This window comes from Stenotrophomonas acidaminiphila (genome assembly GCA_002951995.1).
Taxonomy (GTDB): domain Bacteria; phylum Pseudomonadota; class Gammaproteobacteria; order Xanthomonadales; family Xanthomonadaceae; genus Stenotrophomonas; species Stenotrophomonas acidaminiphila_A.
This window is the reverse complement of the sequence record CP019797.1, coordinates 1,923,431-1,935,861: the sequence shown is the minus strand read 5'-3', so window position 1 is coordinate 1,935,861 and position 12,431 is coordinate 1,923,431. Positions and strand designations below refer to the sequence as shown.

Here is a 12,431-nt window from a genome sequence, read left to right as displayed (position 1 = left end):
CGCGACGGGAAAGGGGGCGGTGGGTGTGCATGCGTCCTCGCTGTCATGCCGCCATCGGGCGGGTTCATGGCTTGGATGCAGCAAGTGCGCGGTTTGGATTCAGCCGCTTTGCGGATGCGGCGGAAAGTGGGCGGGTGCCGGTCGGATGGCGTGGCCGGTGCGCGGTCGATCCCGGCGCCGCCCCCGGGCCGCCGTCGGCATGCCACTGGTGCGCCCCGCCAACGGGGCGCGCCAGTGGCCGGATGGATCAGCCGAGGATGCCCGGCAGGTCCAGCCCCTTTTCCTTCGCGCAGTCGAGGGCGATGTCGTAGCCGGCATCGGCGTGGCGCATGACCCCGGTACCCGGGTCGTTCCACAGCACGCGGGCGATGCGCCGGTCGGCGGCTTCGCTGCCATCGCAGACGATGACCACGCCGGAGTGCTGGCTGTAGCCCATGCCGACGCCCCCGCCGTGATGCAGGCTCACCCAGGTGGCGCCGCCGGCGACGTTGAGCATGGCGTTGAGCAGCGGCCAGTCGGACACCGCATCGCTGCCATCCTTCATCGCCTCGGTCTCGCGGTTGGGCGAGGCGACGCTGCCGCTGTCCAGGTGATCGCGGCCGATCACCACCGGCGCCTTCAGTTCGCCGTTGCGGACCATTTCGTTGAAGGCCAGGCCGAGCTTGTGGCGCAGGCCCAGGCCGACCCAGCAGATGCGCGCCGGCAGGCCCTGGAAGCTGATGCGCTCGCGCGCCATGTCCAGCCAGCGATGCAGGTGCGGGTCGTCGGCGATGATTTCCTTGACCTTGGCATCGGTGCGGTAGATGTCCTCCGGATCGCCGGACAGCGCCACCCAGCGGAACGGGCCGACGCCACGGCAGAACAGCGGGCGCACGTAGGCGGGCACGAAGCCCGGGAAGTCGAACGCATTCTCCAGGCCTTCGTCGAACGCCATCTGGCGGATGTTGTTGCCGTAGTCGACGGTCGGAATGCCCTGCGCGTGGAAGGCGAGCATGGCTTCCACGTGCACGCGCATGGCTGCCTTGGCGGCGTCGCGGACCTTCTCCGGGTGGGTCTTCTGTTCGGCCAGCCACTGCTCCACGCTCCAGCCGATCGGCAGGTAGCCGTGCACCGGGTCGTGGGCGCTGGTCTGGTCGGTGACGCAGTCCGGGCGCACGCCGCGGCGCACCAGCTCGGGCAGGATCTCGGCGGCATTGCCGAGCAGGGCGATGGACCTGGCTTCACCGGCGGCCGTGTACCTGGCGATGCGTGCCAGCGCGTCGTCGATGTCGGCGGCCTGTTCGTCCACGTAGCGGGTGCGCAGGCGGAAGTCGATGCTGCTCTGGCGGCATTCGATGGTCAGGCTGCTGGCGCCGGCCAGCGAGGCGGCCAGCGGCTGCGCGCCGCCCATGCCGCCGAGGCCGGCTGTGAGGATCCACTTGCCGGCGAGGCTGCCGCCGTAGTGCTGGCGGCCCATCTCGACGAAGGTCTCGTAGGTGCCCTGCACGATGCCCTGGCTGCCGATGTAGATCCACGAGCCGGCCGTCATCTGGCCGTACATCATCAGGCCTTTCTTATCGAGCGCGTTGAAGTGTTCCCAGTTGGCCCAGTGCGGCACCAGGTTGGAGTTGGCGATCAGCACGCGCGGCGCATCGGGGTGGGTGGGGAACACGCCGACCGGCTTGCCCGACTGCACCAGCAGGGTCTGGTTGTCGTCCAGCCGCTTGAGCGTTTCCAGGATCCTGTCGTAGCTCTCCCAGTCGCGCGCGGCGCGGCCGATGCCGCCGTAGACCACCAGCGAGGCCGGGTCTTCGGCCACCTCGGCGTCGAGGTTGTTCTGCAGCATGCGGAATGGCGCCTCGGTCTGCCAGGACTTGCAGTTGAGCGTGTTGCCGCGCGGCGCGCGGGGGCTGCGGGAAGGGTCGTGACGGGTGTTCATGCATCTCTCCGGGCGAAATCGAGGCAGGCGCGCAGTACCTGTTGCAGGGTGTCGCGCACCGCGGTGGCGTGGATGGGGTCGTAGAGCGTGGGCCAGCTGTGCTCGTCCACGTCGGCGGGCGCTGGCTCGTGCATGTAGCCGCGGCAGCCCAGTTCCATCTGCAGGGTGTGCACGCCGCCGGGAATGTCGCTGTAGTGGCGGGTGATCCAGCCGCCCTTGAAGCGGCCGTTGCGCACATGGCCCAGGCCGCTGAGCGCGCACAGGTTCTCGACCACGTCGGTCAGCGCGTTGTCGCAGGACGTGTCGGGCTCGCCGGTGGGGCCGGCGCTGCCGATGTTGAACTGCGGCAGCTCGCCGTCGAACAGGTGCGGGATGCGCGAGCGGATCGAGTGCGCGTCGTAGACCACCACGGTGGGGTGGCGCTGGCGCAGGCGCGCGATCTGCGCGGCCAGCGCGGCGTGATAGGGCGCGAAGTAGGCTTCGCGGCGGCGCGCGATCTCCGCATCGTCCGGTTCGTGGCCGGCGCGGTACAGCGGCTGGTTGTCGAAGGTGGTGGTCGGGCACAGCCCGGTGGTGTTCTGGCCCGGGTACAGCGAAACCCCGGACGGGTCGCGGTTGACGTCGATCACCGAGCGCGAGACCGCGGTGCGCACGCTGGTGGCGCCCAGGTCGCGGGCGAAGGCATACAGCTCATGCACCCACCAGTCGGCATCGCGCCGCGCCAGCCACGGCGACACGAAATGGCCGGCGAGTTCATCCGGCAGCCCGGTACCGGTATGCGGGAAGCTGACGATCAGCGGGGCATCGCCTTCGTGGATCTGCAGCCAGTCGGGATGGGAGTTCATGGCATGTCGTTGTCGTTGGCGGGAGGTGGCGGTTGCCTTCTCCCGCGGGAGAAGGTGGCGCGACGCGCCGGATGGGGGCGGGCGGATCGGGCGATGTCGGAACCATCCGCACTCCGTTCGCTCCCCGGCCCCGGCCCCGGCCTCGCGCCGCGGCCGGCGCGCTGGCGCAGCGGCGTTGGCAGTACGTCGAACCGGCGGTCGGCAAGCAGCCCTTCCTACCTTGATGGGAGAGGGGTCCGGCGTTTACTGCATCGTCTCCACCTGCGGCAGCACGCCCTCCAGCCCGCGGGCGAGCGCGCCAGCGCGCACCAGCGCGGTGGCGACCACCATGTCCGGGTGGAAGTAGCGGTCGTCCTGCAAGGTGGGCACCTGCGCGCGTACGCTGGCGCGCACGTTTTCCAGCGCGTCGCTGGAGCGCAGCGGGGCGTGGAAATCGCAGCCCTGCGCGGCGGCCAGCAGTTCGATGCCGACGACATTGGCGGCGTTCTCCGCCATCGCCAGCAGGCGGCGCGCGCCGTGCGCGGCCATCGACACGTGGTCCTCCTGGTTGGCCGAGGTCGGGATCGAATCGACGCTGGCCGGGTAGGCGCGCTGCTTGTTCTCCGACACCAGCGCCGCGGCGGTGACCTGCGGGATCATGAAGCCCGAGTTCAGGCCGGGCTTCGGGGTCAGGAACGCCGGCAACCCGCTCAGCGCCGGGTCGACCAGCATCGCGGTGCGGCGTTCGCTGATCGAACCGATCTCGCACACCGCCATCGCCAGCATGTCCGCGGCGAAGGCCACCGGCTCGGCATGGAAGTTGCCGCCGCTCAGCGCTTCGCCGGTATCGGTGAACACCAGCGGGTTGTCGGATACGCCGTTGGCCTCGATCTCCAGCGTGGTCGCGGCCTGGCGCATCACGTCCAGTGCCGCGCCCATCACCTGCGGCTGGCAGCGCAGGCAGTACGGGTCCTGCACGCGCACGTCGTTGTCGCGGTGCGATTCGCGGATGGCCGAGCCGGCCATCAGCGCGCGCAGCGCGGCGGCGGTGGCGATCTGCCCGCGCTGGCCACGGATCTGGTGGATGCGCGGGTCGAACGGCGTGTCCGAGCCCTTGGCCGCTTCCACCGACAGCGCGCCGGTGACCAGCGCGGCCTGGAACACGGTCTCGATCTCGAACAGTCCGGCCAGTGCGTAGGCGGTGGAGTACTGGGTGCCGTTGAGCAGCGCCAGGCCTTCCTTGGCGCCAAGCGTCAGCGGCGCCTGGCCGATCCGTGCCAGCGCATCGACCGCGGGCATCCGCACGCCATCGACGAAGGCCTCGCCGACGCCGATCATCACCGCGGCCAGGTGCGACAGCGGCGCCAGGTCGCCCGACGCGCCGACCGAGCCCTGGCACGGCACCACCGGCACGAAATCGTATTGCAGCAGTGCCTCCAGCAGCGCCAGGGTCTGCGGGCGGATGCCCGAGGCGCCCTGCGCCAGGCTGGTCAGCTTGAGCGCCATCATCAGCCGCACCACGTCGGCGGGCATCGGCTCGCCGACGCCGGCGGCGTGCGACAGCACGATATTGCGCTGCAGGGTTTCCAGGTCGTCGCGCTCGATGCGCACGCTGGCCAGCTTGCCGAAGCCGGTGTTGATGCCGTACACCGGCTCGCCCCGGGCGACGATGGCGTCCACCGCCTGCGCGCTGTGCAGCACCGCGGCCTGCGCCGCGGCGTCCAGGCGCACGCGGGCGCCGCGGTGGATCTGGCGCCACTGGGCCAGCGGAACATGGCCGGGACGAAGCGTGAGGGGCGAATTCATCGGGTTACTCCAGGTTCTCAAGGGTGGGTGCGGGGCTTGCCGCGCACGGGTTTTGGGGTTCCGCGGGTGCGGCGCCGCGGCGCATGGGGGCTGCCGGAATGGCCGCCCCGGGCGGGCCCGGGGCCTACGCTGCCGGTTCGCCGCGGAACACGCGCGCGTGCAGCGGGTTGAAGCCCATGCGGTAGACCAGGTCGGCCGGTGCGTCGATGTCCCAGATGGCAAGGTCGCAGTCCATGCCCGCGGCGAGCCGGCCGATGCGGTGGAAGCGGCCGAGCGCGCGCGCCGCTTCGCGGGTGAAGCCGGCGATGCATTCGTCCACGGTCATGCGGAACAGGGTCGCGCCCATGTTCATCGCCAGCAGCGGGCTGGTCAGCGGCGAGGTGCCGGGGTTGCTGTCGGTGGCCAGCGCCAGCGGCACGCCGGCCTGGCGCAGTTTCTGGATCGGCGGCACGGTGGTGTCGCGGGTGAAGTAGAACGCGCCCGGCAATAGCACCGCGACGGTGCCGGCCGCGCGCATCGCGGCGATCCCGGCTTCGTCCAGGTGCTCGATGTGGTCGGCCGACAGCGCGCCATGCCGTGCTGCCAGCTCGGCGCCATGCTGGTTGCTCAGCTGTTCGGCGTGGATCTTCACCGCCAGCCCGTGGCGGTGCGCGGCCTCGAATACCTGCGCGGCCTGTTCGCGCGAGAACGCGATGTTCTCGCAGAACACGTCCACCGCTTCGGCCAGGCCGTCGCCGGCGATGGCCGGAATCATCACCTCGCAGACCTCGTCGATGTACGCCTGCGGCTGCCGGCCCAGCGGCACCGCGTGCGCGCCGAGGAAAGTGGTCACCACGTCGACCCGGCGCAGCTGCGGCAGCTGCCGGGCAACGCGCAGCTGCTTGCGCTCGGCGTCCAGGGTCAAGCCATAGCCGGACTTGATCTCGACGGTGGTGACACCCTCGGCGAGCATCGCATCCAGCCGTGGCAGGGTGGCCGCCAGCAGCGCGGCGTCGTCGGCTTCGCGGGTGGCGCGCACGGTCGAGACGATGCCGCCGCCGGCGCGGGCGATGTCGGCATAGCTCACGCCCTGCAGGCGCTGCTCGAACTCGTTGGCGCGGTTGCCGGCGTAGACCAGGTGGGTATGGCAGTCGACCAGGCCGGGGCCCAGCCAGCGGCCGCCGCAGTCGATGCGCCGGGCGGCGTCGAAGGCCGGCGCGGCGGCGGCGGGGCCGACATGCACGATGCGCCCCTCGCGGGCGGCGACCACGCCGTCGCGCACGATGCCGAGGCCGCCGGCGGCCTCGTCGAGCGTCATCAGATGGGCGTTGTGCCAGACCGTATCGCAGTGCATGAGCACCCTTCCGCGTTTATTTGTATATACAATAATCACCACCCACGGAGAGTGTCCAGTGATGGCGAACGAGGTTTCCAGTCCGGTCCGTTTCCACGCCGCGCACGCCCTGCTGCCGCAGGGCTGGGCGCAGGCGGTGAGTATCGAATGTGCGCAGGGCCGCATCGTGTCGGTGACCGCCGATGCGCCGGCCGCGCCGGGCGCGCAGCCGCTGGGCGTGGTGGTGCCGGGGCTGGGCAACCTGCACAGCCACGCCTTCCAGCGCGCCATGGCCGGCCTGACCGAAGTCGGTGGTCGCGCGGGCGACAGCTTCTGGAGCTGGCGCGAGTTGATGTACCGCTTCCTGGACCGGCTGGGCCCGGATGAGTGCCAGGCGGTGGCCGCGCAGGCCTACATGGAAATGCTGGAATCGGGGTTCACCCGGGTCGGCGAGTTCCACTACCTGCACCACGCGCCCGATGGCCAGCGCTATGCCCGGCATGCGGAGATGGCCGCGCGCATCGCCGCGGCCGCGTCCGATACCGGGCTGGGCCTGACCCTGCTGCCGGTGTTCTACGCGCACAGCGATTTCGGCGGTGCCGCACCACTGCCGGCGCAGCGCCGGTTCCTGCATGACGTCGAGGGCTTCGCGGCGCTGCTGGATGACTGCCGGCAGGCGCTGCGGCCGCTGCCCGATGCGGTGCTGGGGCTGGCGCCGCACAGCCTGCGCGCCTGCACCCCGCAGCAGCTGCAGGCGCTGGTGGAGCTGGCGCCGGGGCCGATCCACATCCATATCGCCGAGCAGGTGCGCGAGGTCGAGGCCTGCCTGGCGTGGAGCGGCCAGCGCCCGGTGCGCTGGCTGCTGCAGCATGCACCGGTGGACACGCGCTGGTGCCTGGTGCACGCCACCCACCTGGAGCAGGACGAGGTGCGTGATATCGCCGCCAGCGGCGCGGTGGCCGGGCTGTGCCCGGTCACCGAGGCCAACCTCGGCGACGGCCTGTTCCCGATGCGCGATTTCGTGCACCACGGCGGCCGCTTCGGCGTGGGCTCGGACTCCAACGTGCTGATCGACGCGGCCGAGGAACTGCGCCTGCTCGAGTACGGTCAGCGGCTGGCGCTGCGCGGGCGCAACGTGGTTTCGCCGGGTTCGCTTTCCAGTGGCCGCTGGCTGTACCAGCAGGCGCATGAAGGCGCCGCGCAGGCGCTGGGCGTGGCTGCCGGCCTGGCGGTCGGTGCGCCGGCGGACCTGGTCGAGCTCGACACCGCGCATGCGTCGCTGCAGGGCCGCGCCGGCGACGCGCTGCTGGACAGCTGGGTGTTCGCCGCGCGTGGCGGCGCGGTGCGTTCGGTATGGCGCGGCGGCCGGCAGTGGGTGCGGGACGGCCGCCATGTGCACCGCGATGCGATCGCCGCGCGCTATCGGGTCGCGTTGCAGCGGATACTGGGCTGACCCCAGGCAGGAATCACGAGTGAAGAACAGGAAGGCGCCGAGCCTCAACCAGCGCATCCGCGGCGACATCGAAAGCCGCATCCTCAGCGGTGAGTGGGCGCCGGGCTTCCGCATTCCCTACGAACACGAGCTGATGGCGCAGTACGACTGTTCGCGGATGACGGTGAACAAGGTGCTCACCGCGCTGGCCGAGAGTGGCATGATCGAACGCCGCCGCCGCGCCGGCTCCTTCGTCGCGCGGCAACCGCCGCACCTGGAGCAGGTGGCGCTGGAGATCCCCGACATCGCGCTGGCGGTGAACGAGCGTGGCCACCGCTACGGTTTCAGGCTGCTGGAGCGGCAACTGCGGCGCGCCGATGCCGCCGCGCCGGAGGAAGGGCGGCTGGTGGGCGAGGGCGAGCTGCTGGCAATGCGCTGCCTGCACCTGGCCGACGACCGCCCGCTGGCGCTGGAGCGGCGCCTGATCAACCCCGAGGCCGTCCCGGAGACGCTGGCGGTGGATTTTTCCACCCATGCGCCGGGCAGCTGGCTGCTGCAGAACGTGTCGTGGACACGCGGCCAGCACCGCATCAGCGCGGTGGCCGCCAGCGCCGCCGAGGCCGCCCTGCTGGCGGTGCCGGTGGGTACCGCCTGCCTGGTGATCGACCGCCAGACCTGGCGCGGCGAGATGCCCATCACCTGGGTGCGGCAGAAATTCCTCGGCGATGCCTACGACCTGGTGGCGCGGTTTGCGCCGGGCGGCCGCTGACCAGCCGCCGTTGTAGATGCGGGGCTTGCCCCGCATGCGGATTTCACCGTACCGCCCATGCGGGGCGAGCCCCGCACCTACGGGTCAGAAGGTCCGGCACTGCCGCCAGCGCACCGGCTCGCCGGTGCCGGGGCGGGGATTGAGCTGGATGCGCACGGTGCGCAGCGCCGGGTAATGCTCGACCTCGCGGCAGATCAGCGGCCACACCGTGGCGTCATCGGCACTGCGTTCGACCGACAGGGTGGAGCGGGTCAGCCAGATGCCGCTGATCACCCCGGGGTGGCGGCCAGTTTCTTGGAAACGGCCTGCTGGTAACGCAGCAGGGTGTCGGGGTCGGGATCTTCCTGGAGATCGTCGCTGGCGGCCTTGCCGACACCGGCGCTGGCAGCGGTGGTCGCCACGGCGGGTGCCGCGCGCGTGGTGGGGGTGGCCGCGGCTGCGGTCTTGGCCGGAGCCGGCGCAGGCGCAGGCGCCGCGGCCGGTGCGGCGGGCGCCGGGGACGGGGACGGGCCGGGAGCCGTTGCCGGCGGCGCGGCCGCGGCGGTCTCCGTGGCACGCGTGGTCAGGTTCTCGTCGACCTGCAGGGTGGTGTAGCCCAGGCCGGCCAGCAGACCTACCGCCAGCGCGCCGAGGGCGGCGATGCCGGTCTGGCGTACCGCCTCGCGGCGGGCAATGCCTTCCACCATCGTGCGCATGTCGTCGGGCACGCAGGGGGCGAGCACCTGCCACAGCACGCGGCCGTCCAGCACCTCGATGGTTTCCTTCTCGGCGGCGGCCAGGCCGTCGCGTTCAACCCGCCCTTCGGTGATCAGGATGCCGCCGGCCGCGCCGGTCAGGCGCAGGGCCGCGCCCAGCTCGGTGATCGCCGGCGCGCCGATGCGGTAGGCGCGGCCGTGCTTGCACGACAGCAGCCAACGCTGGCCGGCGCGTTCCATCAGGAAGTCGCTGCTGGTGCCGCGGTCGCCGTGATCCTCGCCGGACAGATCGCGCAGGCCGCGCTGTTCGCTCATGGCACGCCGCACGATCTGCGAGAACTCCCGCCAGCGCATGCCCGCCAGTGCGGCCAGGCCGTGCTGGGTTTCGGTCTTCCGGCGCTTGACCATCCACAACCAGGCGGAGGTCAGGCCCCAGACGAACAGTGCCAGCAGCAGGGCCAGGATCCAGGAAAACATCGTCGCGTCCGGTGAGCAAGGGTGAGTGCAGGCGCGCAGTTTATAGCGCTTCGCGCGAAGCCGATGCGACGCCGTCCGCCCCCGTTCAGCCGGTGCCGGCCGGCCAGTAGTGGCTGTCCGGGAGCGCGCGCGCGCCGAAGATGGCCTGGCCGACGCGCACCACGGTGGCGCCTTCCTCGATGGCGATCTCGAAGTCGCCGGACATGCCCATCGACAGCTCGTCCAGGCCGATGCCTTCCGGTGCCTGCGGGCGCAGGCGGTCGCGCAGTTCGCGCAGGCGCACGAAGCACGCGCGCACCCGCGCCGCGTCCTCGGAGAACAGCGCCAGGGTCATCAGCCCGCGCACGCGCAGATGCGTGAACCGCGGCAATGCGGCGATGAAACCAGCCACGTCGGCCGGCGCCAGCCCGTACTTGCTGTCCTCGCCGGAGGTGTTGACCTGCACGAACACGTCCAGCTGGCGGCCTTCCAACTGCAGGCGGTGGTCCAGGGTCTGGGCCAGGCGCAGGCTGTCCAGTGCCTGGAACTCGCTGGCGAAACGCGCGACCAGCTTGGCCTTGTTGGTCTGCAGGTGGCCGATCACCGACCAGTGCAGGTCGCCCAGGTCCTGCATCGCCTCCCATTTGTGGTGCGCCTCCTGCACCTTGTTCTCGCCCAGGAAGCGGCAGCCGGCGGCGTAGGCCTGGCGGATCCGCGCCTCGTCGATGGTCTTGCTCACCGGCAGCAGGCGCACGCTGGCCGGGTCGCGGCCGGCACGCTGGCAGGCGGCGGCGATGCGCGCCTGCACCGCGGCCAGGTTGTGGCGGAAATCGTCGGCGGTCTCGGCACGCGGGTAGCGGCCGTGCTGGTCGTGGCGGGTGGGGGTGTCCGTCATGGGGTGTTCCTCGGGCAACAGCGGTGCGGGCGCATTATCGGCCTTCCGTGGTGCCGGTGGCGCGCCACCAGGCGGCGGCGGTGGCCGTGGCGCTCAGCCCCGCGGCGGGCGGGCGTACGCCTGTTCGCCCAGCCATTGCTCCAGGGCGTTGGCGGACAGGGCCGGCGAGAACAGGTAGCCCTGCAGCACCGGCGAGCCGTTGTCCACCAGGAACCGGCGCTGGTCCTCGGTTTCCACGCCTTCGGCGACCACGTGCTTGCCCAGGCTCTCGCCGATGCGCAGCACCGACAGGATCAACGCGCCGGCGGCCGGGTCGTGCCCGATCTCGCTGATGAAGCTGCGGTCCAGCTTCATCTCGCTGATCGGAAGCCGGTGCAGGTGGCTGAGGCTGGAATAGCCGGTGCCGAAATCGTCCAGCGACAGCCGCACCCCGAGCGCGTGCAGCGCGTGCAGGTTGGCGGGCACCTGCGGCTGCGCCGAGAGCATCACCCCCTCGGTGATCTCCAGCACCAGGGTGTCCGCTGGCTGCTGGTGGCGCTCGAGCAGCCGCCGCACCTGCTCGGCCAGCGAGGGCAGCTCGAAGGCGCTGGCCGAGAGGTTGACCGCGACCCGCGGGATGTCCAGCCCGCGGCGACGCCAGTCGGCATGCTGGCGGCAGGCTTCCTCCATCACCCAGTGGCTGAGCTCGGCCATCAGCCCGCACTCTTCGGCCAGCGGCACGAAGCGCGACGGCGGAATGTCGCCCAGGTGCGGGTGGCGCCAGCGCAGCAGTGCCTCCACGCCGTAGAGGCCGCGGCCATCGGCATGCACCTGCGGCTGGTAGTGCAGGCGCAGGCCGCCCTGGCGCAGCGAGTCGCGCAGCGTGGCTTCCAGCAGCAGCCGTTCCTGCGCCAGGCGGTTCATGTCCGCGCTGAAGAAGCGGAAGCGCCCGCCGCCCTCGTCCTTGGCCCGGCGCATGGCCAGGTCGGCATGCCGCAGCAGCGTCTCCAGGGCGCGGCCGTCGTCCGGGTACATCGCCACGCCGATGCTGGCGCTGGCGTGCAGGGTCATGCTGCCGACCACGGTGGGCGCGGCGATCATCGCCAGCAGCCGTTCGCACAGCGCCACGGCCTGGTGCTGCGCGCAGCCCGGCACCAGCAGGGTGAACTCGTCGGCCACCTGGCGGGCGACCACCGATTCCGGGCCGGCGATGTCGTGCAGGCGCCGCGCCAGGTCGCGCAGCAGGCCGTCGCCGGCGGCGTGGCCCTGGCTTTCGTTGATGCGCTTGAAGCGGTCCAGGGTCACGAACAACAGCGCCATCGGCGTGTCCTGCTGTTCGGCCTGCATCAGCGGCTGCTCGCTGAGCGCGTTGAACATCAGCCGGTTGGGCAGCCCGGTGAGAACGTCGTAGAACGCCAGCCGGTGCATGCGCGAGCGCGCCTGTTCGCGTTCCAGCGCCAGCGCGCACAGGTGCAGGCACAGCTCCGCCAGGCGCCGGTGCCAGGCCGTCGGTGGGCCCGGGCGGTGGCAATGGAAGGCCAGCGTGCCCAGCACCTGGCCGGCGGTGGAACGGATCGGGTTGGACCAGCACGCGCGCAGGCCCAGGGCCAGCAGCGCGTCGCGCTGGCTGTCGAACAGCGGCGCACTGGCGATGTCCTCGATGACCACCGCGCGCCCGCGGCGCAGCGCCTGCATGCACGCCGGGTGCTCCCAGCCGCAGGTGCCGGCGGCCATCAGCGGGGCCGGCGCGGCCAGGGTGCACAACTGCCCGTCGGGTTCGCTGCGGGTCACCACCACGCGCAGGTCGGGCGCGACCCGCTCGACCTCCTGGCACATCAGCGCCATGGTCATCGCCAGCGGCTCTTCGCGCACCAGCGCGTCCAGCACCTTGCCGTTGAGGACCTCGTGGGTCTTGGCCTCGGTGATGTCGGTGAACACGTTGACCAGGCTGCCGCTGGCATCGGCCAGCGGCGTGGCCACCACCGACAGCCACAGCGGGCTGCCGTCCTTGCAGTAGCCCAGCAGGTGGTCGCGGTGGGCGCGGCCGGCGCGGTGCTCCTCGCCCAGCCGGTCCAGCGTGGCCACGTCGGTATGCGGGCCGCTGATCAGTTCGCGCGGCAGCTTGCCCAGCGCTTCCTCCGGCGCATAGCCGAGCATGCGCGAGAAACCGGCATTGACGTAACGGATGCGCGACTGGCCGTCGCACAGGAAGATCGCGTTGTCGCTGCTGTCCAGCGCCTGCGACAACAGGTGGATGTGCGCCTGCTCGTGCATGCGCGCGTCGGCGGGGCGCAGCACCGCCATGCCGCGCAGGCAGCCTTCGCCGGCGCACAGCCACAGGTCGC

General features: G+C 71.5%; 8 protein-coding genes and 1 pseudogene. 2 read left to right on the top strand and 7 right to left on the bottom strand.

The window, feature by feature from the left end:
* Positions 1–247: 247 nt before the first annotated feature.
* From B1L07_08700 to B1L07_08685, 4 genes are all read right to left on the bottom strand, one after another.
* Entirely contained in the window at positions 248–1,918 is a 1,671-nt protein-coding gene (locus B1L07_08700; protein ID AUZ55150.1) for a urocanate hydratase, read from the bottom strand.
* Complete coding sequence (locus tag B1L07_08695; protein AUZ55149.1) at positions 1,915–2,763, bottom strand: N-formylglutamate deformylase; 849 nt, start codon at positions 2,761–2,763, stop codon at positions 1,915–1,917. Before B1L07_08695 ends, B1L07_08700 begins: the two co-directional genes overlap by 4 nt.
* A 243-nt stretch (positions 2,764–3,006) precedes the next feature.
* Complete coding sequence (locus tag B1L07_08690; GenBank protein ID AUZ55148.1) at positions 3,007–4,548, bottom strand: histidine ammonia-lyase; 1,542 nt, start codon at positions 4,546–4,548, stop codon at positions 3,007–3,009.
* A 124-nt stretch (positions 4,549–4,672) separates the two neighbouring features.
* Positions 4,673–5,881 carry an imidazolonepropionase gene (locus B1L07_08685; GenBank protein ID AUZ55147.1) on the bottom strand — a complete coding sequence of 403 codons (1,209 nt, stop codon included), beginning with the start codon at positions 5,879–5,881 and terminating at the stop codon, positions 4,673–4,675.
* Positions 5,882–5,942: 61 nt separating this feature from the next.
* Here B1L07_08685 and B1L07_08680 point away from each other — a divergent pair, with 61 nt between their 5' ends.
* Both B1L07_08680 and B1L07_08675 read left to right on the top strand, forming a co-directional pair.
* On the top strand, positions 5,943–7,313 hold the full coding sequence (locus B1L07_08680; protein ID AUZ55146.1) for a formimidoylglutamate deiminase: 1,371 nt from the start codon (positions 5,943–5,945) through the stop codon (positions 7,311–7,313).
* A gap of 19 nt (positions 7,314–7,332) precedes the next feature.
* Complete coding sequence (locus tag B1L07_08675) at positions 7,333–8,061, top strand: histidine utilization repressor (protein AUZ55145.1); 729 nt, start codon at positions 7,333–7,335, stop codon at positions 8,059–8,061.
* A gap of 84 nt (positions 8,062–8,145) precedes the next feature.
* Here B1L07_08675 and B1L07_08670 read toward each other — a convergent pair.
* The 3 genes and pseudogenes from B1L07_08670 to B1L07_08660 form a co-directional block, all read right to left on the bottom strand.
* A pseudogene (locus tag B1L07_08670) lies at positions 8,146–9,233 on the bottom strand (hypothetical protein).
* Positions 9,234–9,318: 85 nt separating this feature from the next.
* Positions 9,319–10,107, bottom strand: coding sequence for a YggS family pyridoxal phosphate enzyme (locus tag B1L07_08665; protein AUZ55144.1), 789 nt, complete (start codon positions 10,105–10,107; stop codon positions 9,319–9,321).
* A 93-nt stretch (positions 10,108–10,200) separates the two neighbouring features.
* Positions 10,201–12,360 carry a bifunctional diguanylate cyclase/phosphodiesterase gene (locus B1L07_08660; protein AUZ56526.1) on the bottom strand — a complete coding sequence of 720 codons (2,160 nt, stop codon included), beginning with the start codon at positions 12,358–12,360 and terminating at the stop codon, positions 10,201–10,203.
* Positions 12,361–12,431 lie beyond the last annotated feature (71 nt).

Coding starts and splice junctions, on each gene's coding strand:
- B1L07_08660 (AUZ56526.1), bottom strand. CDS start 12,360: ATGCACGAGCAGGCGCACATCCACCTGTTGTCGCAGGCGCTGGACAGC.
- B1L07_08695 (AUZ55149.1), bottom strand. CDS start 2,763: ATGAACTCCCATCCCGACTGGCTGCAGATCCACGAAGGCGATGCCCCG.
- B1L07_08700 (AUZ55150.1), bottom strand. CDS start 1,918: ATGAACACCCGTCACGACCCTTCCCGCAGCCCCCGCGCGCCGCGCGGC.
- B1L07_08685 (AUZ55147.1), bottom strand. CDS start 5,881: ATGCACTGCGATACGGTCTGGCACAACGCCCATCTGATGACGCTCGAC.
- B1L07_08680 (AUZ55146.1), top strand. CDS start 5,943: ATGGCGAACGAGGTTTCCAGTCCGGTCCGTTTCCACGCCGCGCACGCC.
- B1L07_08665 (AUZ55144.1), bottom strand. CDS start 10,107: ATGACGGACACCCCCACCCGCCACGACCAGCACGGCCGCTACCCGCGT.
- B1L07_08690 (AUZ55148.1), bottom strand. CDS start 4,548: ATGAATTCGCCCCTCACGCTTCGTCCCGGCCATGTTCCGCTGGCCCAG.